This is a genomic window from Pseudomonas sp. TWRC1-2, from assembly GCF_049896685.1.
In the GTDB taxonomy this organism is placed as follows: Bacteria; Pseudomonadota; Gammaproteobacteria; order Pseudomonadales; family Pseudomonadaceae; genus Aquipseudomonas.
In genome coordinates, this window is record NZ_JAFCUU010000004.1 from 429,293 (window position 1) to 452,332 (window position 23,040).

General features: G+C 62.3%; 26 protein-coding genes. 10 read left to right on the forward strand and 16 right to left on the reverse strand.

The window, feature by feature from the left end; all coding sequences use genetic code 11:
* Positions 1-60 precede the first annotated feature (60 nt).
* From ACP7B3_RS14535 to ACP7B3_RS14545, 3 genes are read right to left on the reverse strand one after another with little or no spacing between them, the layout of a single operon-like run.
* The gene (locus tag ACP7B3_RS14535) at positions 61-975 is read right to left on the reverse strand and encodes a biotin-dependent carboxyltransferase family protein (RefSeq protein ID WP_242193973.1); all 915 of its coding nucleotides are present in this window, start codon (positions 973-975) and stop codon (positions 61-63) included.
* On the reverse strand, positions 972-1,676 hold the full coding sequence (gene pxpB, locus ACP7B3_RS14540; RefSeq protein ID WP_416364169.1) for a 5-oxoprolinase subunit PxpB: 705 nt from the start codon (positions 1,674-1,676) through the stop codon (positions 972-974). Before pxpB ends, ACP7B3_RS14535 begins: the two co-directional genes overlap by 4 nt.
* Positions 1,673-2,413, reverse strand: coding sequence for a 5-oxoprolinase subunit PxpA (locus ACP7B3_RS14545; protein WP_426179336.1), 741 nt, complete (start codon positions 2,411-2,413; stop codon positions 1,673-1,675). The genes pxpB and ACP7B3_RS14545 overlap by 4 nt, the downstream gene beginning before the upstream one ends.
* Before the next feature lie 189 nt (positions 2,414-2,602).
* On the opposite strand from ACP7B3_RS14545, the gene ACP7B3_RS14550 reads away from it, so the two are divergent.
* A complete protein-coding gene (locus ACP7B3_RS14550) occupies positions 2,603-3,523 on the forward strand; it encodes a LysR family transcriptional regulator (protein WP_426179338.1) in 921 nt (306 codons plus the stop codon).
* Between the two features lie 110 nt (positions 3,524-3,633).
* On the opposite strand, the gene ACP7B3_RS14555 is transcribed toward ACP7B3_RS14550, so the two are convergent.
* From ACP7B3_RS14555 to ACP7B3_RS14565, 3 genes are read right to left on the reverse strand one after another with little or no spacing between them, the layout of a single operon-like run.
* A complete protein-coding gene (locus ACP7B3_RS14555) occupies positions 3,634-4,176 on the reverse strand; it encodes a DUF2937 family protein (protein WP_145163001.1) in 543 nt (180 codons plus the stop codon).
* Between the two features lie 11 nt (positions 4,177-4,187).
* The gene (locus tag ACP7B3_RS14560; RefSeq protein ID WP_064451362.1) at positions 4,188-4,964 is read right to left on the reverse strand and encodes a class II glutamine amidotransferase; all 777 of its coding nucleotides are present in this window, start codon (positions 4,962-4,964) and stop codon (positions 4,188-4,190) included.
* A 30-nt stretch (positions 4,965-4,994) separates the two neighbouring features.
* Entirely contained in the window at positions 4,995-5,531 is a 537-nt protein-coding gene (locus tag ACP7B3_RS14565) for an MFS transporter (protein ID WP_426179341.1), read from the reverse strand.
* 21 nt (positions 5,532-5,552) lie between these two features.
* On the opposite strand from ACP7B3_RS14565, the gene ACP7B3_RS14570 reads away from it, so the two are divergent.
* Positions 5,553-7,607: a S9 family peptidase gene (locus ACP7B3_RS14570; protein WP_426179343.1), complete on the forward strand. Its 2,055-nt coding sequence runs from the start codon at positions 5,553-5,555 to the stop codon at positions 7,605-7,607.
* Between the two features lie 70 nt (positions 7,608-7,677).
* Positions 7,678-8,151 carry a cyclic nucleotide-binding domain-containing protein gene (locus tag ACP7B3_RS14575; RefSeq protein WP_145162995.1) on the forward strand — a complete coding sequence of 158 codons (474 nt, stop codon included), beginning with the start codon at positions 7,678-7,680 and terminating at the stop codon, positions 8,149-8,151.
* Here ACP7B3_RS14575 and ACP7B3_RS14580 read toward each other — a convergent pair.
* Positions 8,148-8,432: a hypothetical protein gene (locus tag ACP7B3_RS14580; protein ID WP_106576962.1), complete on the reverse strand. Its 285-nt coding sequence runs from the start codon at positions 8,430-8,432 to the stop codon at positions 8,148-8,150. The genes ACP7B3_RS14575 and ACP7B3_RS14580 overlap by 4 nt on opposite strands.
* Positions 8,433-8,510: 78 nt before the next feature.
* Here ACP7B3_RS14580 and ACP7B3_RS14585 point away from each other — a divergent pair, with 78 nt between their 5' ends.
* Positions 8,511-9,197: a spermidine synthase gene (locus tag ACP7B3_RS14585; protein ID WP_058411058.1), complete on the forward strand. Its 687-nt coding sequence runs from the start codon at positions 8,511-8,513 to the stop codon at positions 9,195-9,197.
* Between the two features lie 132 nt (positions 9,198-9,329).
* Here ACP7B3_RS14585 and ACP7B3_RS14590 read toward each other — a convergent pair whose 3' ends face one another.
* Entirely contained in the window at positions 9,330-10,250 is a 921-nt protein-coding gene (locus tag ACP7B3_RS14590) for a ParB/Srx family N-terminal domain-containing protein (RefSeq protein ID WP_426179346.1), read from the reverse strand.
* A gap of 151 nt (positions 10,251-10,401) precedes the next feature.
* Here ACP7B3_RS14590 and ACP7B3_RS14595 point away from each other — a divergent pair, with 151 nt between their 5' ends.
* The 3 genes from ACP7B3_RS14595 (at position 10,402) to ACP7B3_RS14605 (ending at position 11,823) form a co-directional block, all read left to right on the forward strand.
* Entirely contained in the window at positions 10,402-10,776 is a 375-nt protein-coding gene (locus ACP7B3_RS14595) for a YajD family HNH nuclease (protein ID WP_003210675.1), read from the forward strand.
* Positions 10,777-10,937: 161 nt separating this feature from the next.
* Complete coding sequence (locus ACP7B3_RS14600) at positions 10,938-11,405, forward strand: RNA methyltransferase (RefSeq protein WP_017526685.1); 468 nt, start codon at positions 10,938-10,940, stop codon at positions 11,403-11,405.
* Between the two features lie 67 nt (positions 11,406-11,472).
* Complete coding sequence (locus ACP7B3_RS14605; RefSeq protein WP_145162989.1) at positions 11,473-11,823, forward strand: YgaP family membrane protein; 351 nt, start codon at positions 11,473-11,475, stop codon at positions 11,821-11,823.
* A 145-nt stretch (positions 11,824-11,968) separates the two neighbouring features.
* On the opposite strand, the gene ACP7B3_RS14610 is transcribed toward ACP7B3_RS14605, so the two are convergent.
* Together ACP7B3_RS14610 and ACP7B3_RS14615 are read right to left on the reverse strand one after the other, a co-directional pair.
* A complete protein-coding gene (locus ACP7B3_RS14610) occupies positions 11,969-13,189 on the reverse strand; it encodes a hypothetical protein (RefSeq protein WP_262206367.1) in 1,221 nt (406 codons plus the stop codon).
* Between the two features lie 13 nt (positions 13,190-13,202).
* Positions 13,203-13,652: a YcgN family cysteine cluster protein gene (locus tag ACP7B3_RS14615; protein WP_106576966.1), complete on the reverse strand. Its 450-nt coding sequence runs from the start codon at positions 13,650-13,652 to the stop codon at positions 13,203-13,205.
* A 153-nt stretch (positions 13,653-13,805) separates the two neighbouring features.
* Here ACP7B3_RS14615 and ACP7B3_RS14620 point away from each other — a divergent pair, with 153 nt between their 5' ends.
* On the forward strand, positions 13,806-14,390 hold the full coding sequence (locus ACP7B3_RS14620; RefSeq protein ID WP_404487359.1) for a nitroreductase family protein: 585 nt from the start codon (positions 13,806-13,808) through the stop codon (positions 14,388-14,390).
* Between the two features lie 103 nt (positions 14,391-14,493).
* Here ACP7B3_RS14620 and ACP7B3_RS14625 read toward each other — a convergent pair whose 3' ends face one another.
* From ACP7B3_RS14625 to ACP7B3_RS14645, 5 genes are all read right to left on the reverse strand, one after another.
* Positions 14,494-15,426: a D-2-hydroxyacid dehydrogenase gene (locus ACP7B3_RS14625; RefSeq protein WP_145162983.1), complete on the reverse strand. Its 933-nt coding sequence runs from the start codon at positions 15,424-15,426 to the stop codon at positions 14,494-14,496.
* Between the two features lie 107 nt (positions 15,427-15,533).
* A complete protein-coding gene (locus ACP7B3_RS14630) occupies positions 15,534-15,827 on the reverse strand; it encodes a YcgL domain-containing protein (protein ID WP_056857316.1) in 294 nt (97 codons plus the stop codon).
* A complete protein-coding gene (gene rnd / locus ACP7B3_RS14635) occupies positions 15,824-16,957 on the reverse strand; it encodes a ribonuclease D (RefSeq protein WP_145162979.1) in 1,134 nt (377 codons plus the stop codon). Before rnd ends, ACP7B3_RS14630 begins: the two co-directional genes overlap by 4 nt.
* Positions 16,958-17,079: 122 nt before the next feature.
* Entirely contained in the window at positions 17,080-17,679 is a 600-nt protein-coding gene (locus tag ACP7B3_RS14640) for a class I SAM-dependent methyltransferase (protein WP_426179350.1), read from the reverse strand.
* Positions 17,680-17,895: 216 nt separating this feature from the next.
* Positions 17,896-19,266, reverse strand: coding sequence for a glutamine synthetase family protein (locus ACP7B3_RS14645; RefSeq protein WP_242194008.1), 1,371 nt, complete (start codon positions 19,264-19,266; stop codon positions 17,896-17,898).
* A 402-nt stretch (positions 19,267-19,668) separates the two neighbouring features.
* On the opposite strand from ACP7B3_RS14645, the gene ACP7B3_RS14650 reads away from it, so the two are divergent.
* Positions 19,669-20,442: a transporter substrate-binding domain-containing protein gene (locus ACP7B3_RS14650; RefSeq protein WP_145162973.1), complete on the forward strand. Its 774-nt coding sequence runs from the start codon at positions 19,669-19,671 to the stop codon at positions 20,440-20,442.
* Positions 20,443-20,493: 51 nt separating this feature from the next.
* Entirely contained in the window at positions 20,494-21,330 is an 837-nt protein-coding gene (locus ACP7B3_RS14655) for a cache domain-containing protein (protein ID WP_426179354.1), read from the forward strand.
* Between the two features lie 132 nt (positions 21,331-21,462).
* Here the strand turns inward: ACP7B3_RS14655 and ACP7B3_RS14660 are convergent, their stop codons facing one another.
* The gene (locus ACP7B3_RS14660; protein ID WP_416364176.1) at positions 21,463-22,980 is read right to left on the reverse strand and encodes an MDR family MFS transporter; all 1,518 of its coding nucleotides are present in this window, start codon (positions 22,978-22,980) and stop codon (positions 21,463-21,465) included.
* Positions 22,981-23,040 lie beyond the last annotated feature (60 nt).

Below are 23,040 nucleotides of genomic sequence, written 5' to 3' on the forward strand. Positions count from 1 at the left end.
CTCAGTCAATGCAACTGGCACTCAAAGACCGCTATCGGGGGCAAGCCCCCTCCTACATTGTTAGCCTTCGCTGAAGCGCTGCAAAAAGTCCACATGCTGGCGATGCGCCGTCTCCTGCACCACCGGCGCCAAGCGCACCTTCTCCCCCGGCAAACACTGCGCCAGCCGCGCCAGCGCCAAGGGCGTCAACGCGCCTAAACGCGGGTAGCCGCCAATGGTCTGCCGATCATTGAGCAACACAATCGGCTGCCCATCCGGCGGCACCTGGATGGCCCCCAACGGAATCCCTTCGGAGATCAACGACGGCCCCTGATACTGCAACGGCGTGCCCAGCAGGCGCATGCCCATGCGGTCGGCGCGGCTGTCCAGCGCCCATTCGGTATTAAAGGCATCGAACAAACTCTGGCCGCTGAATTGACCAATTTGTGCGCCGACAATCACGTCCAGTGGTGCAGCGGGTTGCAAATCCGCGCTACTCAACACCTTCATCGCACCGCCCGTTCCGGAATACATCAACCGCCCGCCTTCGACCAATGCCTTGCCGAAACCGTCAAGCCCGCCCAATTCCTCTCGCACCACCGTGGCGCAACTGCCCAGCACCTGCGGCGCATCAAAGCCGCTTGGCGCCGCCAGGTAGGCCCGCGCGCCATTGAACGGCTGGGTAAAGCGCAAACGCTGACCCTTTTGCAGGATAAAGCTGCGTCCCGGGCTGATCGCACGCTCATCGATGTACGCGCCCAGATCCGCGCCGGCCAATGCCAGCAAGCAATACGCCTCGGCCTGCACGGTGAACCCGCCCAAGGTGATTTCCACCACCGGCGCATCCAGCGCGTTGCCCAGCAGCCAATTGGCCCAGGACATCGACACCCAGTCCAGCGCGCCACCCTGGGTCACGCCCAGGTGCCGCACGCCAAAGCGACCGGCATCCTGCAACAGGCACAGCGGCGTGCTGGCCTCGATCAACAAGCGGCTCATGCCTGCGCCTCCAACGGCGTGTCATCGCCACCCAGGTTGATAAATTCGGCGTGACCGACCGCCTCGAAACGCACCGTATCGCCGGGCTGCATCAGGCTGTAACCGTCGCGTTCGCGGTCGAACAGCTTGGCCGGGGTGCGACCGATCAGGTTCCACCCACCGGGCGAGACCACCGGGTACGCGGCGGTTTGCCGCTCGGCAATGCCGACGCTGCCAGCCGCCACGCGCTTTCGCGGGGTATTCAGGCGCGGCGTCGCGAGGATTTCGTCCACCAACCCCATAAACGCAAAACCGGGGGCAAAGCCGAGGGCGAACACCTGGTATTCATGGGCGCTGTGGCGGCGGATCACGTCCTCAACCGACAGACCGCTGCGCTGGCTGAGCAAGCTCAGTTCCGGGCCGACACTCAGGTCGTACCACACTGGCAACACGTGACACTGGCCGCTGCCCTGGGCCTGAGGCTGCAGGTCGGCCAGCGCCTGGCCGATCAACTCCCTCGCCTGCGCCGGGCTCAACGCAGTGAGATCGTAATGCACCATCAGCGTGGTGTAGGACGGCACCAGGTCCACCAACGCGGGGCCAAAACCTTCGCGCAGGCGTTGAGTGGCAGCGAGCATCCACGGCATGTTGGCTTCGGCAATCACATCAAACAGACGCACCATCAGGCAGTCGATCGCCACCACTTCAATGCGTGGCTTCATGCTGGCTTCAGCGCCTCGCGGATACGCTTCACGGCGGCCACCGAACTGGCGTTGTCGCCGTGCACACACAAGGTGTTGGCCTGCAACACCATGGCGCTGCCATCGCTGGCGGTCAGGGCGTCGCCACGGGAAATCGTCAGGGCCTGCTGCACGATGGTTTCGGAGTCATGGTGCACGGCGCCCGGCAACTGACGCGAGACCAGATGCCCTTTGTGGTCGTAGGCACGGTCGGCGAAGGCCTCGAACCAAAGCGTCACCCCGTACTCATCGCCCAGGGCCTGGGCCGCGCTGTTGTCGCGGGTGGCCAGCAGCATCAGCGGCAGGTCGCCATACGCGGCCACGGCCTGGATCACTGCGCGCAATTGCGCAGGGTTGGCCATCATGTCGTTGTACATCGCGCCATGGGGTTTGACGTAGCTGACCCGCCCGCCTTGCGCACGGCAGATGCCGTCGAGGGCGCCGATCTGGTAGTGCAGCAGGTCCTGGATTTCCTGCGGTGTGTAGGCCATGGAGCGGCGACCGAAACCTTGCAGGTCCTGATACGCCGGGTGCGCCCCCACTTGCACGCCGTGCTTGAAGGCCAGGCTGACGGTCTTGCGCATGATGCTCGGGTCACCGGCATGAAAGCCACACGCCACGTTGGCACAATCAATGAACGGCATGACCTCGGCGTCCAGACCCATGGTCCAGTTGCCAAAGCTTTCGCCGATGTCGCAATTCAATAGCAGACGGCTCACGGTGGGTGCTCCTCCAGGCGTTGTTTTTCAGGCGTTGTATTTTTTGTAGTGTGGGATTTTTCGTACAGAACTGGCAACTTGTCCTCACACCCCAACGACGCTTATCGTGGAATAGCTCGATTTTTGGCGTTTGCCCGGTGCGGCGTCCAACTAATAAAAACCGATCCATGCATAAGAAAAGTTGATCCCATGAATTTGAAGTTCCTCGAAACCTTCGTCTGGGTGGCCAAGCTCAAGAGCTTTCGCCTGACCGCCGAGAAGTTGTTCACTACCCAGGCCTCGATTTCAAGCCGTATTGCCGTGCTCGAGAGCGAGTTGGGTGTGAAGCTGTTTCTACGCGACTCACGCGGCGTGAGCCTGACCCCGGAAGGCTTGAAGGTGCTCGATTACGCCGAGCAGATGATGGTGACCATGCAGGGCTTGAAGCAGTCACTGGAAACCACCAGCAGCAAGGTCGGGCGGATTCGCATCGGCGCGATGGACACGGTGATTCACACCTGGCTCAGCCCCTTGGTGGCCGAATTGATGGACCACTTTCCGTTGGTGGAAATCGAATTGGTCGCCGATACCGCATTGAACCTCAGCGATCAGCTGCAAAAAGGCTTTCTCGACCTGATTCTGCAAACCGACCTGCTGCGCCTGGAAACCGTGCGCAGCCTGGAACTGGCCAGCCACCCGATGGCCTGGATCGTCGCCAGCCATTCCCTCTACAACCGCGACTACGCCTCCCTCGCCGAACTGGCCCAGGAGCGCATCATCACCTACTCGAAAAACTCCCACCCGCACCAGGACGTGCTGAGCCTGATGCAGGCCAACGGCGTCGCCGCGCCGCGCATGAACTGCGTGAATTCGGTGTCGGCGATTACCCGCCTGCTGCGCGATGGCTTCGGGATTGGCGCACTGCCGCCGGTGCTGGTCAGCGAGGAACTGGCGCGCGGGGAGTTGGTGATGCTGCCGATGGGGCAGAAGCTGCCGAATTTGCAGGTGGTGGTGTCGTGGCGGGTGGGTGTTGAGCTGGTTGAGGAGATTGTCGGGCTGTGCCAGAAGGTGGTGGCCCGCTATGCCGAAGAGGTCGGCGAAGCGAATATGGTTCTGACGAAACCGGATTAAACCTGTGGGAGCTGGCTTGCCTGCGATAGCGGTGGGTCAGCTTGCACATCTGCCCCTGATACACCGCTATCGCAGGCAAGCCAGCTCCCACAGTTGACCGAGTTGGGATTTTAGAGGCCTTTCAGGTCTCGCTCTTCAATCGGCCGGCTCTGGCGCAGGCGCTTGCCGCCCAACACCACCCAGTCAATCAAGCGGAACAGGCATTCAATGCCGAACGACAACAGCATCGCCCCGCCCAGGCCCCAGCCCATCGCCTCCGGCGTCAGCAGGATCTGATAGCTGTAGCCATTCCAGGTTTCCAGGCGAATCGCCGGGTCCGCCGCCACCGCCACCTGCAGGGCGCGGATGTACCACGGGCCTTGCATGGCCTGGAATTGCTTGTCCAACGCCACCTGGCGATCCAGCAGGGTGCCCAGGCTGTTGGCGTCGCTCTGGAACACCGGGTCATCGCTGGCGCGGTAATGCGCCACCAACGCCTGCAAATCACCGTTGAAGAACTGCCGTGCGGTGCTTTCAAACCCGCTGAGGCCGGTCTGGGCCTCGATCAGGTGGGCCTCGACGCGCTTGGCGTAGTCGTTGATGAAACCCGGCACCTGCACACCGACCAACAAGCCAATGGCAAACAGCACCAACCGCAGATAACTGAGCAGCATGGTCGATATCCTTACTCGGTAATGCCCTGGCTGACGCATTCACCGCGTCGCCACAGGCTCCATTGGCCCGGTTCGTAGCGGGTCCAGTTTTCGTTATCGGTCAACGGCTCGGTGGCGATCACAGTGACCACGTCATTTGGCGTGGTTTCGGCCTGAAAATCGACGATCACGTCGACATCTTTCAAGCGCGCCGGGCCAAACGGTGCGCGCCGCGTAATCTGCGCCAGCTTGGTCGAGCAGTAGCAAAACAGCCAGTCACCGTCGCTGAGCAGGCAGTTGAACACGCCTTTGCTGCGGTACTCGGCGCAGGCGGCAATCAGGTCCGGCAGCACTTGTTCGATGTCCACCGGCTCGGGGAAGGCTTCGCGCACACGGTTGAGCAGGTCGCAGAACGCGGCTTCGCTGTCGGTATCGCCCACCGGCCGGTAGAAGGTGGCGCGCGGGTTGAAGTCCGCCAGCTGGCCGTTATGGGCAAAACACCAGTTGCGGCCCCACAGCTCGCGCACGAACGGGTGGGTATTGGCCAGGCTCACCTTGCCCACGTTGGCCTGGCGGATATGGCCAATCACCACTTCACTTTTGATCGGATAGCGCTGCACCAGCAGCGCGACTTCCGACTCACTGCTGGCGGCCGGGTCCTGAAACAGGCGCAGGCCACGGCCTTCGTAGAACGCGATGCCCCAACCGTCGCGGTGGGGGCCGGTACGCCCGCCCCGCTGCATCAGCCCGGTAAAGCTGAACACGATGTCGGTGGGTACGTTGGCACTCATGCCCAATAATTCACACATGCCAGGGCTCTCGCAGCAGGGCGGACGACGTCAAAGGCGCGGTTCGACGCGCATTCCGCTGGCAGGCGCCGGGCGACTGAACGGCTCGTCGTCCTCGTCAACCGTCTCGGCGGCCAGGGCGGCATCGACAGCGGCCTTGCGCTCACGCCGGGCGTTGGCGGCGCGCTCGATGGGCCAGCGGATCAGCACAAACACGATATACACGCCAAACGCGATCATCGTGTACATGAACAGATCGGAAATAGCCCGCCAGGCGTTATTGCCGACATGCAGCACCAGGTCCAGGGCCGTGATCGCCACGGCCGGCGCGAACTGGGTCTTGACCGGATCGACGATGGTCGGGCTGAACAGCAGCACCGCAATCAGCAACTGCAGCGGCTCGCGCAGCCAGCGCCAGATCCAGCGGGTCATGCGCCACCACACCAACAGGCAGCCCAAAGCGGCGAAGGCGTAAAGGCCCCAAGCGGTCAGATAGTCGTTCTCGGTCATGGTGTCCATGGCAAGGTAGGCAAACAGGCGGCTATGATAACGGCTTTTGCGTGTCTCGGCTGCAATGCCTGCCACCATCCGCCAGACAGAGAGCGATCCATGCCTTCATCGACCCACATCACTGCCGCCCCGATTGCCCGCAAGGCCGAAGGCCAGGACCCGTACGCCTGGCTGCAAGCGCGTGACACGGCTGAAGTCCTCGATTACCTCAAAGCCGAAAACGCCTGGCAGGAGGCGCAACTCGCCGATCAGCAGGTGCTGCGCGAGACCCTGTTCGACGAGATCAAGGGCCGCATTCTCGAAACCGACCTGTCCCTGCCCTCGCCGTGGGGCCCGTACCTGTATTACACGCGCACCACCGCCGGTGACGAATACGCCCGCCACTACCGCTGCCGCCGCCCGGCAGATGACAGCAACACAGTGGACGACAGCAGCGAAGAACTGCTGCTCGACCCCAACGTACTCGCCAACGGCGGCTTTTTCTCGCTGGGCGCGTTCAGCATCAGCCCCGACCACCAGCGCCTGGCCTACAGCCTGGACACCAGCGGTGAAGAGATTTACACCCTGTACGTGAAGGAACTGGCTAACGGCAAAGTCAGCGAACTGGAGTTTCAGGACTGCGACGGCAGCATGACCTGGGCCAATGACAGCCTGACCCTGTTCTTCGGCGAACTGGACGACACCCATCGCCCACACAAACTGTACCGCTACCGCCTGGATGGCACGGCGGCGCAGGAAGTGTTCCACGAGCCCGACGGACGTTTCTTCCTGAATTGCTACCGCTCCAGTTCCGAGCGCCAGTTGCTGCTGGCCCTGGGCAGCAAGACCACCAGTGAAATCTGGGCGCTGGACGCCAACCAGCCGCACCTCGACTTCACTTGCCTGGCGCCACGGGTCGAAGACCACGAATACGATGTCGACCACGGCCAGCGCGACGGCGAGTGGACCTGGTTTATCCGCAGCAACCGCGACGGTATCAACTACGCGCTGTTCGTCGCCGCCGACACCGGCAGCGTGCCCACCGAAGATCAATGGCAAAACCTGATCCCGCACAGCGACGAGGTGATGCTCGACGGCGTGAGCCTCAATGCCGGCGCGATGACCTTGAGCCTGCGCATCGGCGGCCTGCCAGTGATCGAAGTGCACCCTCAGGACGTACCAGCCTATCGCGTCGAATTGCCCGACGCCGCCTACAGCCTTTATGTGCAAAACAGCCTGGAATTCCCGAGCGACAAGATCCGTCTGCGCTATGAAGCGCTGAACCGTCCGGCCCAGGTGCGCCAGCTGGAATTGGCGAGCGGCGCGCAAGCTGTGCTCAAGGAAACGCCGGTACTCGGCGTGTTCAACGCCGATGACTACGTCAGCCAACGCCTGTGGGCCACGTCTGCCGATGGCACCCAGGTGCCGATCAGCCTGGTGGTCAAACGCGACCAGCTGGGCAAACCGGTGCCGCTGTACCTCTACGGCTACGGCGCCTACGGCCACAGCCTCGACCCCTGGTTCTCGCACGCGCGCCTAAGCCTGCTGGACCGTGGCGTGGCGTTTGCCATCGCGCACGTACGCGGCGGCGGCGAACTGGGTGAAGCCTGGTACCGCAACGGCAAGCAGGCACACAAGCAGAACACCTTCAGCGACTTTATCGCCTGCGCCGAGCACTTGATCGCCGAGGGCCTGACCACCTCCAAACAACTGGCCATCAGCGGCGGCAGTGCCGGCGGCCTGTTGATCGGCGCGGTGCTCAATCAACGCCCGGAGCTGTTCCAGGCGGCGATTGCCGAAGTGCCGTTCGTCGATGTGCTCAATACCATGCTCGACCCGGAACTGCCGCTGACCATCACCGAATACGACGAGTGGGGCAACCCCGAAGAACCAGAGGTGTACGAGCGCATCAAGGCCTACGCGCCGTACGAGAACGTCAGCGCCCAGGCCTACCCGGCCCTGCTGGTGATCGCCGGCTACAACGACAGCCGCGTGCAGTACTGGGAGGCGGCCAAGTGGGTGGCCAAGCTGCGCGACACCAAGACGGACGACAACCTGCTGCTGCTCAAGACCGAACTGGGCGCCGGCCATGGTGGCATGAGCGGGCGTTACCAGGGATTACGTGATGTAGCGCTCGAATACGCATTTGTGTTCAAGGCGCTGGGCTTGATTTAAGGAACTTAGGACGGCGGTCCTGTCTGAACACACAGACCGCCTACTTGATTGATGGACCAAGATTGCAGCTATGCCTCAACCAACTTTATTGAACAATGAAATCCGCGACATGCTCATGGACTGCGGGCTGTTCGACCCTTTGCTGCCGGAAGATTTCCACGTCGCCGCCGGCTACTTCAACATCAGCAGCATCGCCCAGGGCGAAGTGATCTTCGTTGAAGGCGATGCCGGCTCGTTCATGTGCATCATCCACAGCGGCCAGGTGGCCGTGCAGAAAACCAACCATGAAGGCCAGCGCCTGACCATCGCCACCCTGCGCAGTGGGCGGGCGTTTGGCGAAATGGCGGTGCTCGATGGCGAGCGGCGCTCTGCCAGTTGCCTGGCGGCCAGTGATTGCGTGCTGCTGAACCTGGGCAAGGATTCCCTGGAAAAAATGCTCAACGAAGCGCCCAGGGTCGCGGCCAAGATCATCCGCGCGATTGCGATCGCCTTGTCCAAACGCCTGCGCATGGCCGACGGGCAATTGCTCTCGCAACCGTTTTAACCGCCGGGCGTCTTCGGCTTGCTGTCATTTTGCAGCAGGCCAGGGACGCTCTGGTCCTTGGGCGGCGTTGGCAACACAATCGGCACCAGCGCGGGTGAACCGTTGGCGGTGGCTTTGGGCGCCACAGGCGGTGTGACTTGCGGGTACAACGTTGGTGTCGGTGTACCCGGCGCACCGGGCGTTGGCGCGGGTGCGACCGGAACGGTTTGCACCTCCTGGGCCTGGGCCGCACCCAATGTGAGCGCGCCAAGCACAATGACCGTTAGAATGCTGCACTTCATCGATGGCTCCATGGCCTGACCGGAATGTCGTAAGGCTACTCCCAACCGCGCAAGAATGCCCTTCCCAATGAGATTTCAATGAAACGTTTCGTTCTGCTCGACACCACCCCGATCCCCGATAACGGCGGTGCCTTGTGCCTGTTCGAATACGGCGAGGATTTTGTCATCAAGATCCAGGGCGGTGACGGCGGCCAGCTGATGAACACGCGCATGCACGGCTCCGAAGACGCGCTGGCGGAAATTCCCTGCCGCAAAGTCGCCGGGCGCCCGGGTTCGCGGGTGCTGATCGGCGGTCTGGGCATGGGCTTTACCCTGGCGTCGGCGCTCAAACATCTGGGCAAGACGGCCGAAGTGGTGGTTGCCGAACTGGTGCCCGGCGTCGTGGAATGGAACCGTGGGCCCCTGGGTGAAAAATCCGGTCGCCCGCTGCTCGACCCACGCACCGTGATCCGCATGGAAGACGTGGCCAAGGTGCTGCAGGCCGAGCCTCAAGGCTTTGACGCGATCATGCTGGATGTCGACAACGGCCCCGAAGGCCTTACGCAAAAGGCCAACAGCTGGCTCTACTCGGCTGGCGGCCTGGCTGCCTGCGCCAAAGCCCTGCGCCCCAAGGGCGTACTGGCCGTGTGGTCGGCCAGTGCCGACAAGCTGTTCAGCGACAAACTGCGCAAGGCAGGTTTCAAGGCTGAGGAAGTGCAGGTGTTTGCCCATGGCAACAAAGGCACCCGGCACACTATTTGGATCGCCGAAAAACTCAAGGGCTGAGCAACATCCCCCAAAACACCACAAATCTAATGTGGGAGCGGGCTTGCTCGCGAAAGCGGAGTATCAGTCACTGCATCAGTCACTGAACCACCGCCTTCGCGAGCAAGCCCGCTCCCACATTTTTGTCCTGAGTCAGCTTCGGGATTTGCGGTAATCGATCACATACGGCACTTTTTTCTCGACAGTCTTCTTCAACTCGGCTTGATCCAACGAGGCCATGCCGCCCAACTGATGGGCCGTGAAGCCGCTATCGCCTACCTGTGAACCCGGCGCCAAGCCGACCATGCGCTGGGCGACGGCTTCAATCGCGTCCTTGTAACCGCCCTTCTTGTTCAGGTTGAAAGCACCCAGGTCGATCTGCGTGCGCAGCCAATTGCCCCAGTAAAACTCCAGGAATTCCGGCGCGACGGCGCCATCGTCCGGCTTGCCGTAGGCGGCCTTGCGGGTGAAATACACCAGGCTGCGGAAGGTGTCGTCCTGCAGGTTCTTGAAGCCCAGGTGCGCCGGCAATTGCTTCGGTGACAGCGGTTGGCCGTGATCGCCCTTGAGCCAGACCTTGCGCGCTGCTTGCATACGCTGCCAGAAGGTGGCCATGTCGGGGCTGTTGCTGAAATCATCGGTCACCTTGACCCACATGTTCAGCTGCGGGCCGCCGCCTTGGACTTCCCACAAGGTGGTGAAGCTGTGGTGACCGTCGGTCAGGTACAACTGGCCACCAGGGCCGACCACGACTGTTTTCATGTCATCGGGATGCGTGCCCACCGGGTCCTTGCAACTGAAGCTGGCGGGTTGGTGCAGGTCGGCCTTTTTGGGCACCTTGTCGGCCGCGCCCTGGCCGTTGGTTTCGCAGTATTCGTCGAAGACCTTGGCCGGCTTGTCGGCAAACAGGCCCAGGCTGTAGTAAATCTGGTCAAAGCCCACGACGGCCTGGGTCGGGTGCAATTGTTCAAGGGCCACCTCGATGATCTGGCCAGGCTTGGGCGTGGAAAATGCCTGGGCTTGGGCCGCCAGGACGCTGAGTAGCAGTGCTGCGGTCCATGTGTATAAACGCATTGGTGTCAGATCCTTGAGAATGAAGTGAGCCGATACTACAAACGATTGCCACTGCAAGGCTGTACCGCAGCTGAAAAAGCCAGCAGTCATTTACCCCGCAAGCGGCTAGAATCAACGCTATCCGTGAACCCCCAAATAGCCAGGAGCCATGATGAGCTCGACCAACCCGCCCTCCCACACCGCCAAGCTGGACCGCATCCTCGCCGATGCCCAGCGTGACCGGGAAATGGGCTATCGCGACAAAGCCTTGAAGATGTACCCGCACGTGTGTGGCCGCTGCGCGCGTGAATTTGCCGGCAAGCGCTTGAGCGAACTGACCGTGCACCATCGCAACCACAACCATGATGACAACCCCCAGGACGGTTCCAACTGGGAGTTGCTGTGCCTGTACTGCCACGACAACGAACACTCGCGCTACACCGACCAGCAGTACTTCGGCGAAGGCTCCACCAGCAGCCCGACGATTGCCAAGGCCACGCACAACCCGTTTGCGGCGTTGGCCGGGTTGATGAAAAAAGACGACTGAGGTTCGTCGTTGCCTGTTATGGCCTCTTCGCGGGCAAGCCCGCTCCCACATTTGGAACGCATTCCCCTGTGGGAGCCGGGCTTGCCCGCGATAGCGATCGCCCAAGCAACCCAACAGCCCAAGCCGTATAATCGCCGTTTTTCTCCAAGGCACCCTTCCCCGTGGGCAATAAACGCTACAGCTGCATCGGTCTGTATAACCCCAAATCCCCCGAAAACGTCGGTTCGGTGATGCGTGCCGCCGGCTGCTACGGCGTGGCCTCGGTGTTCTACACCGGCGTGCGTTACGAGCGCGCCCGGGATTTCATCACCGACACCAAGAAGGTCCATCACGACATTCCGCTGATCGGCATCGACGACCTGAAAAAAATCCTGCCGCTGGGTTGCATCCCGGTCGCAGTGGAGCTGGTCGAAGGCGCCCGCCCGCTGCCCGAATACACCCATCCTGATCGCGCGTTGTATATCTTCGGCCCCGAAGACGGCTCGCTGGACAAAGAGATTCGCGACTGGTGTGAAGACGTGGTGTACATCCCGACCACCGGCTGCATGAACCTCGCCGCCACTGTCAACGTGGTGCTCTACGATCGCATGGCCAAGGGCAACAACACCCGCTCGGGCCCCAAGTACTGATTTTTTGGGAACATCCGGCGCCTGCAAGCAGTCAGCTACATATCACTTGCCTTGTTGGAGACAGATCATGAGCGACAGCAAAATCCTGCGACCTATCATCGAACACACGCCGCTTGAAACCCAACCGCCTCAAAACGTGCACGGCTGGGAGCGCATTGGCTCGGTGGCCGGCGGCGTGATGATGGTTGGCAAAGGCCTGCGCCGTGGCGGGATCTTCGGGCTCATCCAGGTGGCGATTGGTGGCGTGGCGCTGGTGCGCGGCGTGACCGGGCGCAGCTCGCTCAAAGACAAGCTGGAACAGGGCCGCCAGGAAATGAACAGCGTGCGTACCAAAATCGAGCGCGCGGGCGAAGAGCTGAAAAACCTGAAGACTAAAGCCGAAGTGGCGGCCGAAAAAGCCACCAAAACCACCGGCTGACGCCCCTCTCCAACCTATTGGAGAGCTAAATGTGGGAGCGGGCTTGCCCGCGAAGGCGGTGTATCAGTCGACAGGTGTGCTGACTGATCCACCGTAATCGCGGGCAAGCCCGCTCCCACATTTTGGCTTTGTGTATGGCCTTAGCTCAGCGCAATAATTTGCTATCCAACACCACCGACGACTCGCCGATCACACTGTCGGCCAACTGCACAAACTCCGCCGTCGTAATGCTGTTCGCGCGCATCACCGCCTGTGCAAGGTCATCCAGCGAGCGCTTGTTGTGGGTCTTCACGCGAATCTCGCGGTCCAGCTCCTGCAACACCACCACCGCCCGCGCGACGGTCGCGCCGTTGACGTGCTCGCCACGCAGCGTGGTCACGTCCTTGCCCTCTTTGCTCAAGCGCGCCTGAATCGCGGCATACCGCTCATCGGTGATCCCGCCCGCGCGGCGCAACAGCTCGATGGCGTAATACTCGCCAAGCCCTTCGCTGATCCAGTCACTGGTGTCGTGATCATTGAAGCGCCCGATCGCCTGCACCACCTCACGGATCAACGCGCTGCTGCCGTTCTCGCTGACCAGCGGGGTGCGGCTGTTGAGGTAGACCGAGTCGCGCGACGCAAACACGCCACGGCGCATCGGGTCGCTGGCGCCCACCACCAGCAGCTTGGCCGGGTGACGCGGAAACGCGGCCTCCACTTGAGGCCAGACGAAGGTCAGTAGCGTCAGCACGTCCATGCGGCGCATGGCCTGGCCTTTGGGCGAGGCTACGGTGACCTCGGTTTCGCCCAGGCGCACACGACGGCTGCCGAGGGTGCCGGCGAGCATCCAGCCAGTAGGCCGATCGAACAGGCGGGAAACGTTGTCGATGCGGAATTTGTACTTGCCGATGCGCGGCCAGGCGGTTTCGACGCTTTTCCAGCCTGCCGGCAACTCGAACGCCAGGCGCGAGACCAGCTCGACGCCGTCCTGCTGGTCGAGCCGTGCAGCCGGCACCAGGTCTTCGCCTCGGAACAACGCCCAACTCGGCGTCATCCGCGCTTCATACACGCCAGGTTTGCGCGCGTGGGTCAGGCGTACCCGGTAGCTCAGGCTGGCCTTGTCGGCGCTGGGTTGCCACAGGCCCCGGTTGCCGGTGACCGTCCACTGGCCATCGGCCTTGAAGTCGCTGTAATCACCGTCGCGGCCCAGGTCGAAATTCAGGCTGCGCACCGCCGAGCCTTGGGACAGGCTCACACGCACCTCGGCTTGATCACTCTGGGGCAGCAGTTTGACGTGATAGTCGAGGTCGACTTTCTTCGCGCACCACGCGGGCAGGCTCAGCGCCAGCAACACAAAAGAAGCCGCCAGCTTGGTTGCCACCGTCATACACACTCCTTTTTCAGCCTGCGCGGAAGATCAGGTAATCCTCCCAGTCGTCTTCGGGCACGCTGCCTTCGGCGAGCATGCGACCGGACTGGGATATGCGTTCGTGGTGCACCGCATCGCGGTCGCCGCAGACCAGGTGGTGCCACAGTGGCAGGTCCTTGCGCTCGCTGACCAGGCGATAGCCGCAGGTTGGCGGCAGCCACTTGAACTGGTCGGCCTGGCCTGGCGTGAGCTGGATGCAGTCGGGCACCGAAGCGCGGCGGTTGGGGTAATCGGTGCACTGGCAGGTGTTCAGGTCGAGCAGTTTGCAGGCAATGCGCGTGTAATAAACGCTGTTGTCCTCCTCGTCCTCAAGCTTTTGCAGGCAGCACAGGCCACAGCCGTCGCACAACGACTCCCACTCCTCCTGGTCGAGGTGTTCAAGGGTTTTGCGTATCCAGAAAGGTTCGACTTTAGCGGCCATGGCTCTACATCAGTATCGGTCGGTGAAAAGGCCGCCAGTCTAGTGCCCAAGGCCTCTGGGGCCAAGCGCTTGCGACTGGCGGTGTAACAACACTTGTCAGTGCAGTAAGCGCGCAGTAGCTTTGAACGCCGAATCGCACCTCAGGAACTGCCCATGACACGCGTTGCCGACTACCCGATCCACACCCAATTTACCGAACGCTGGTCGCCTCGCGCCTTTACCGGCGAGAGCATCCCGAAAGACACCCTGCTGAGCTTTTTCGAAGCCGCGCGCTGGGCGCCATCGGCCTACAACTCGCAACCTTGGCGTTTTCTCTACGCGCGCCGTGACACGCCGGATTGGGAACGCTTCCTGGGCCTGCTGAATGAATTCAATCGTGCCTGGGCGCAGCATGCGTCGGCCTTGGTGATCATCGCGTCAAAAACCGACTTCACCGCCCCCGGCGCCAGCGAAGAAACCCCGGCGCTGTGGCACACCTTCGACACCGGTTCGGCCTGGGGCCACCTGGCGTTGCAAGCCAGCCTGAGCGGCTGGCACACCCACGGCATGGCCGGTTTCGATCAGGAATTGACCCGCAAAGAACTGAAGATTCCTGAAGGCTACGCGCTGCACGCGGCGGTGGCCGTGGGCAAGCTGGGCGACAAGTCGAGCCTGCCGGAGTACCTGCAGGGCCGTGAAGCGCCAAGCCCACGCAAGCCGTTGAGCGAGCTGGTGTCCGAAGGCGACTTCAGCCTGTAAGCCTTGCTATATCCCCTGTGGGAGCGGGCTTGCCCGCGATAGCGCAAGGTCAGTCACGGCATCCTTCTGACACACCGCTATCGCAAGCAAGCCCGCTGCCACATCAGTAACCGCGTTCGAAGCTTACTTCTGCGCGTAACGCTTGCTTGGCTTGATACGCCCGCAGGTTCTGCACAAACAACTCCACCATCATCCCCGGCGAGGTTGGCGCCGAGCTGTGCCCGGTCAGCAGCAGCCCCCACGCGGTCCAGAACGGATGGCGTTGCGGCAGCGGTTCCTGGCGGCACACGTCGATCACCGCGCCGGCCAGGTGCCCTTCTTTCAGCGCCTCGACAAGGTCAGCATCAACCACGGCCACGCCGCGACCAACGTTGATAAACAAGCCGGTCGGCTTGAATTGCTTGAACAACGCCGCATCGTACAAATCATGCGTGTTTGGCGTGTTGGGCAGCAGGTTGATCACGTAATCCACCTCGCCCACCAGACGGCCCAGTTGATCCAGCCCGGCCACTTCGATAAACGGCGCCTGCTCACGCGCGGTGCTGGCGATGCCGTAGAGCTTGACGCCAAACGGCAGCAGAAAATCGGCAACGCTCTGGCCGATATCGCCGGTGCCGACGATCAACGCCTTGCGCCCGGCCAGGCTCTGGCCCATGCGGTTGTCCCACTTGCGCTCAACCTGGCTGACCAGGCGCGCGAGCACTTCGCGCTCGTGGCCGAGCATGTAGGTGAGCACAAACTCGGCCATGACCTGGCCAAAAATGCCTACCGCACGGGTCAGGCGATAGTCGCGTGGCAAGCCATCGGCCAGCAGCGGCGTGATGCCCGCCCAGGTCGATTGCAGCCATTGCGGCTGGTGGCCTTGGCGCAACAGGGTGGCGAGCAGATCCGGCTGGCCAAGCCATACCGGGCAATCGGCGGCCAGGCGCGACAGTTCGGCCGAGTCGCCGCTGGTCAGCACCTCAAGGTCCGGTGCCGCTTCGCTCAGCAGCTTGGCGTAGAGCGGGTAATCCTGTTCAGCAATCAGAACACGCATGGTTCAAACCTTTCAAAAACACTGCAGACGGCCGCCCGCATCCTTACGGCCACCGCCAACGAATACGTTTGCATTGAAGAAGGTGCCCGGGTTGGGGCACTGACCGATCACATCGGGTCGTTGCGGCGCAGCAGCTCTTCGGGCAAGTGTTCGATGTACTCATCCTCGGCCGGTGGCATTTGCAGGTGGTAGCCCTGCTTGTCGAGGTTTTCCAGGACCACGGTGATGTCCTCGCGGGACAGCTTGCGCTCCGGCGTCAGAATCATCTCGAACGCAAGATGGGCCTTGCCGAAGGCCGCCATCAACGGTTCGGGCACACGCTCCAACGCGTCGCTTTTGAGCACGTAGAGGTACATCCCGTCTTTTTTCAAGCTGCGGTAGATGGAGCAAATACGTTTCAAGGCTGTTCTCCGGCAGTGGCCAGGCTGTCGAGCAGCGCCTGGCCCATCAACTCGCGGCGCCAGCCACGCAGCGAGTCTGGCAATTTATAAGGCCCATCGGGGTAGCCACTTTTGACCAGGGCTTCGAGGGTTTTCTTGCGCAGCATGAGTTCCGGCGCCATGTCCAGGCGTTCGGCTTCGGCCTGGCCCAAGGCCCGCAGATGCTTGATCAGCGTGGCGGCGTCCACCGGCAGCGGCTCGGCAACCGCCGGCGGCCATTGGTCCATGGGCACGCTGCCGGCGCGCTTGATCAGGTCCAGCAGAAACTGGCCGTCCTGACGTACGGTGCGCGGGTGCATGTCTTCGATTTTGCCCAGCGCGGCAAGGTTGTCCGGCTGGGATTTGGCCAGGGGCCACAACGAGTGCTCGCGGATAATGCGGTTGCGCGGCAGGTCGCGGGCACGGGCCTGCTGCTCGCGCCAGGCGCACAGTTCACGCAGCACGGCGAGCTGGGCGCGGGACAGCTTCCACGCCAGCTTGGCGTCGCGGTACACCTCGTACGGGTCGACTTCGCGGCGCAGGTTGGCGACCAACTCGGCGCCGTCCTCCAGCACCCAGGCGTATTTGTCGTCTGAGAGCTGCGGACGCAGGCGGATGTAGACCTCGGCCAAGTGCACCGCGTCTTCGGCGGCGTAGCTCACTTGGGTCTCGGACAACGGCCGCTGCAGCCAGTCCGAGCGCGTTTCGCCCTTGGGCAACTCGATATCCAGCACGGCCTGCACCAGGCGCGAATAGCCCATGGAGAAACCGAGGTTCAGGTAAGCCGCCGCCAATTGGGTGTCGAACAACGGCACCGGCAGGCTGCCGGTCAGGCGCAGCAACACTTCCAGGTCTTCGCTGCAGGCGTGCACCACCTTGATCACCGCCGGGTTTTCCAGCAAGGCGGCCAAGGGTTGCCAATTGTCGATGGTCAGAGGGTCGATCAGGTAAGCGCGTACGCCATCGCCGATCTGGATCAGCCCGGCAATGGGATAAAAGGTATCGACCCGCATGAATTCGGTGTCGAGGGCGACGAATGGCAACTGCTGCCATTCGGCGCAATGCTGGCCGAGGCTATCGTTGTCGCAGATCCAGTGAATATCGATGGCCACACGGCTCTCCCTTGAAGAATGGCGCGCAGTATATATCGCGAAAGACGCTTGCGAGCATCCGCAGTGCACACGCCTTCATGAAAACTCCGACAAGACAGGAAGAATAGTCCGACGGACGGGAGTTAGCTTCTCTTACGCAGTACGTAAACCCGCCACAGCTTGGAGCCCGGCAGGAACTCCTGATGGTTAAGTATTTTGAAACCGGCCTGGCGAAACTCGCCCTCGACAGGTGTGTGTGCGTTCACGGAAACGATCACGGTGTCGCGGCTGACCCGATGGAACTCGCGCAGCAGCGCCAAACGCCCTTCACTGCTGGGTACATGGCGAAACAGTTCCATACAGAAAATGCAGTCCACCGCATTGGCCGACAAGCCGATGGAAAACGCCGACCCCTGGAATGTTTTGACGCGCTTGAGCAGCGCTGCCGGGTGATGAGTGCGCGCATGGTCGAGCATCGCCTGGGAATTGTCAGAGGCCAGAATCACGCGGTTGATGTGTTCTGCCAACACCGGCCAGAACCGGCCGGAACCGCAGGCCAGGTCGAGGATCAGCCCCGGCTCGCCGGCCACTTTCAATGCCTGGCACACCAACCGCTCATCACGCCACGCCGCTACGCGCTGGCGCAGGCGCGGCGGGCGTGTGTCGCCGCAGACCCTGGCATGCTCGCGGTCACAGCGCTCGGTGAATTCAATTTCGATGGCGGAAGGTGGTTGTGACGGCATCACAGGCTCATGTGTGTGGAACGGTAGTGAACGACCTTGAACCGCAGCTTACCCACTGCAACGTGAAAAAAAGGTCGAAGCCGTCACGCCCACCAAACACCCAAGATCCATTGTGGGAGTTGTCGAGCTTCAGCGAGGCTACGATGGCGGTGGGCCAGGCAACCCATCACTGGCTGACACACCGCTGTCGCGGGCAAGCCCGGCTCCCACAGTGGATTACGCCTGGTGCAGATACCAGCGCCAGTCCTGCTCGCCTACCTCGCCCATAAACTGGCGATATTCGGCACGCTTGACCGCCAGGTACACACCCAGGAACTCACTGCCGAACGCATCCCGCGCCCAGCTTGACCCTTCAAGCGCACGCAAGGTGGTGAGCCAGTCGGTGGGCAGCAATTGTTTGGCTTGCGCATAGCCATTGCCTTCCACCGGGGCGCCGGGATCGCGTTGCTCGCGGATGCCGCGATGGATACCCGCCAGGATTGCGGCGGCCGCCAGGTAAGGGTTGGCGTCAGCGCCGCAGATGCGGTGCTCGATGTGTCGGGAATTGGCCGGCCCGCCGGGCACACGCAGGCTCACGGTGCGGTTGTCCACGCCCCAGGTGGCGGCCAGCGGTGCGTAGCTGTTGGTCTGGAAGCGGCGATAGGAGTTGGCGTTGGGGCAGAACATCAGCAACGAATCAAGCAAGGTGCTGAGCATGCCACCCACAGCCTGACGCAGCAGCGGCGTGCCGTCGGCAGCCTCACTGGCGAACAGGTTGTTGCCGTGTGCATCCGCCAGGCTGACGTGCATGTGCATGCCGGTGCCCGCGAGGTCGTCGAACGGCTTGGCCATGAAGCAGGCGGTCATCCCGTGTTTATGCGCCACGCCCTTGACCAGGCGCTTGTAGCGCACGGCTTCGTCCATGGCCTGCAACGCATCGGCGCGATGTTCCAGGGTGATTTCGACCTGGCCCGGGGCGTATTCGGAGATTGCCGTGCGCGCCGGGATGCCTTGCAGTTTGCACGCACTATAAAGATCGGCGAGGAACGGCTCGATCTGCTCCAGCTCGCGCAGGCCGTACACCTGGGTCGAGCGCGGGCGATTGCCGTCCACATCCCGCGCCGGTTGTGGGCGGCCATTGCTGTCGGGTGTCTGGTCGAGCAGGTAAAACTCCAGCTCCGCCGCCATCACCGGGTAGTAACCGTCGGCTTTCAGCCCGTCGATGACCTTGGCGAGCAAATGCCGCGGGTCGGCCACGGTGGCGGGCATGCCCTCGGTGGGGTGCATGCTCACTTGCACGGCGGCCGTGGGAATCAGGCGCCACGGCATGCGCTGCAAGCTCGCGCTGATCGGATAGGCGCGGCAATCGATATCCCCGACCTCCCACACCAGCCCGGAGTTTTCCACGTCGTCGCCATTAATCGTCAGGCCGAGGATGGTGCTGGGCAACGGCCGGCCACTTTCGTACACCGCCAGCAGCTCATCGCGGTGCAGCCATTTGCCGCGCGGCACGCCGTTGTTGTCGAGGATAAACAGCTCGAACATCTCGATGTCCGGGTGCTGTTCAAGGAAAGATCGGGCTTCGTGCAGGCAGGCGAAATCACTCATGGCAAGTCTCATACGTTTGCGTCAGGCAGGAACATAGGCACCGCGCGCAGGGGCGCTGGGTCTATGAGAGAGGTCAACGTAGGAGAGCGGTATCCGGTGGGCGTGCGTGTCGGCAGTGGAACAAGGCCCAGAAGGCCAGCTCGGAAGGAAGGGCCTCGACAACCGCGGTACAGCGGGGCACTAAAGCGCCAGGCAATGTCGCGGGATGAGTGTCGGGGGAACCGTCCATGCGGGATTCACAGTGAGGTAGATGCCCGGCAGCGTCACACGCCTGCACAGAGGGTTTAAATTCAGGGTTGACGGAGTTTGGTTGCAGCTTGGCTAAACAATCGCGCCGCTTGCTACCTCGGTGCGCTCCTGGAAATAATGGCCGCCCCGATCTTGCCCCAAGGACTCGACCGCATGAAAGCTCCCCTGGCCCTGTGTGTATTGGCGGGTTTGGCAACCACCGCCCTGGCCGATGCCGCGCCCTCGCGCCTCGATGAGGTGGTGCAGCGCGGCACGCTCACCGTCTGCACCACCGGCGACTACAAGCCTTACACGTCGCTGCGCGCCGATGGCCGTTATGAAGGCATCGACATTGCCATGGCCGAGTCGCTGGCCAAAAGCCTGAATGCGACGATCACGTGGGTGCCGACCACCTGGAAAACCCTGATGCCGGACTTCCTGGCTCAACGCTGTGACATCGCCGTGGGCGGTATTTCGGTGTCGCTGGAGCGCCAGAAAAAGGCCTTCTTCAGCCAGGCACTGGGTGTGGACGGCAAAATCCCGCTGGTGCGATGCGCCGACGTGCAGCGCTACCAGAGCGTCGAGCAGATCAACCAGCCGCAGGTGCGGGTGATCGAGCCGGCCGGCGGCACCAACGAAGTGTTTGCCCGCGCTCACCTGGGCCAGGCGCAGATCCGCCTGCATGACAACGTGACCATCTTCGACGAGTTGCTGGCGGGCAAGGCGGACGTGATGATCACCGACGCCAGCGAGGCGCGCTTCCAGCAAAAGCTCAAGCCCGGACTGTGCGCGGTCAACCCGCAGCAGCAGATGCAATACAGCGAAAAGGCCTTCCTGCTGCCCCGCGATGACGTGGCGTGGAAAAGCTATGTCGACCAGTGGTTGCACTTAAGCGTCGCCACCGGGGCATACGACGCCATCGTCAATCAATGGCTGGCGGCGCCCTGAGCCGCAGCGGTCTACGCTGTGCTCACATCAAACAATAACGAGGGATGAGTAATGAAGGGACTGCTCCGAATCACCTGGCTGCTGCTGTGGTGTTGCAGCCAGGTGCACGCGGCCACTCAGGAGGAGGACGCCCAGGCCGCCAAGGCGCTGCTGACCAAGGCCTTGGCCTATTACCAGAGCAATGGCGACAAGGCGTTTGCCGCGTTCAGTCGCCAAGGGGAGTTTGTCGACCATGACCGTTATGTGTTTGTGGTCGACACCCAAGGCGTGTTGCTGGCCAGTGGCGGGCCGTCCTCGGCCTTGATCGGCCGCGATGTGTCCGAGTTGCTCGGGCCTGACTTGCAAGCCTCGTTCAAACAAGCGCTGGCGGTGCCCGAAGGCCAAGGCATCCAGCAGGCCGATTATCGCTGGCAGAACTGGAACGACGGCAAGGTTGAACACAAACATGTGTTTTATCAGCGCATCGGCGAGCGGATTCTGGCCGTCGGCTATTACCTGCCACGCGCCACGCCAGAGCAGGCTCGCGGCTTGCGCGACAAGGCGGTAAAGGCACTGGTCAAGGATGAAGCCGGCACGCTCAAGGCGATCAATTCGTTGCAGGGCGACTTCCTGCAGGATGACCTGTATGTGTTCGTGGTCGACCTGAATACCGGGCGCTATGTGGCCCACGGCACCAACCTGCGGCTGGTGGACACCGATTTTGCCAAGATCAGGGACCCGGACGGCAAGCCGGTGGGCGAGCCGATTTTGAAGCTGATGGCCGAGCAGGATCAGGGTGAGTACAAGTACCGCTGGAAAAACCCGGTGACCGACAGGGTCGAGAACAAACACGCGTATGTGCGCAAGGCCGGGCACTTCATGGTGGCGGTTGGGTATTACAGCCCCTGATCAGGCTTGGAATGCAATCCACTGTGGGAGCTGGCTTGCCTGCGAAAGCGGTGGGTCAGTTTGCATAGCCGGCACTGATACACCGCTTTCGCAGGCAAGCCAGCTCCTACAATTTGATCTTCATCGGGTCAGTTACTTGGCCTTGTCTTCACGCCCACGCAGCACTCGGTTAGGCATCGCAATCGCGGCCGCCAACCCCAGCAACGACACCGCCGCACTCACCATCAGCAAATGCCGGAACGTCACCGCCAACTCCCCGCGCAGCGCATCCTGCGCCGGGCCGGGCGCGGCGTTCAAGCCGTCCAGCAAGACGTTGCCGGAACTGCCTTCGGCCACCAGCGCGCCGCTGGCCAAATGCGCAAAGCTCGAATCCTGCAACAGCGCCAGCAACAAGGCCGACATGCAGGCCACGCCTACGGCCCCGCCAAGGGAACGGAACAGGTTGGTGGTGCTGGTCGCCACGCCAATATCGCGCTGCTCGACCGAATTCTGCGTCCCCACCAACGACGTCGGGAACTGCATCCCCGCCGCAATCCCACACAGCAACATGAACATCGCCGTCATCCCGACCGCCTGCGGCGCACTATAGGCCATGCCCAGAATCGCGAACGGGCTCAGCAACGCGCCGCTCAGAATCATTGGCTTATAGCGCCCGGTCACCGAGGTCATGCGCCCGGCAAAATAAGCCCCCACTGGCAGTCCGAAGGCCAGTGGCAGCAGGTGCAGCGCGGCGCTGTCCGCCCCCGAGCCGGTCACCGTCTGATACCGCAGCGGCATCAACACCGTCAGGGAAATCGCCTGAAAACTGGTGAAAAAAATCGTGCACCAGCACAACACGGCGCTGCGATTGGCAAACAGGTGCATCGGCAGCAAAGGCTCGCGCGCGCGGCGTTCATGCCAGACAAACACCGTCAGCGCCACGCCCGCACACACCAGCAGCCCGAGCACTTGCTGGTCGCGCCAATGATGGCCCTGGCCGATCTCGGTGATGCCCAGCAGCAAGGCCGTGAGGCCGATGATCATCAGCAAGGTGCCGACATAATCGATGATCGGCTTGCGCTGCGGCACCGGCAACCCGACCAGCGTGCGATGCGCCACGTACCAGGCGCCAGCGCCCAGCGGCAGGTTGATCAGAAACACCCAACGCCAGGACAGATACTCGGTCATGTACCCGCCCAGCACCGGCCCGGCCACACTGGCCACCGCGTACATGCTGCTGAAATAACCCTGATAACGCCCGCGCTCGCGCGGTGGAATGATGTCACCAATGATCGCCTGGCTCACCGAGATCATCCCGCCGGCGCCGATGCCCTGCAGAATGCGCGCCAGCACCAGTTGCTCCATGTTTTGCGCCATGGCGCAAAACAGCGACGCCAGGGTGAACACGCCCATGCCGATCAGCATCATCGGGCGACGCCCGTACAAGTCACCGAGCTTGCCGTAAATCGGCACCGCCACCGTCATCGCCACCATGTAGCCGGAGATTACCCAGGCCAGCAGGTTGACGTCATGGAACTGCGCGGAGATGGCCGGCATGGACACGGCGACGATGGTCTGGTCCAGTGCGCCGAGGAAGATCGCCATCATCAAGGCGGCAAGCACACTGCGCACGGCGGGAACGGGTTGGGTGGGCTGGTTGAGGTTGGTCACGGCAGAACCTTCGAGCAAGGCCCACGGGCAGAAAGGGCCCGCGGGAATGCTCGATACGAT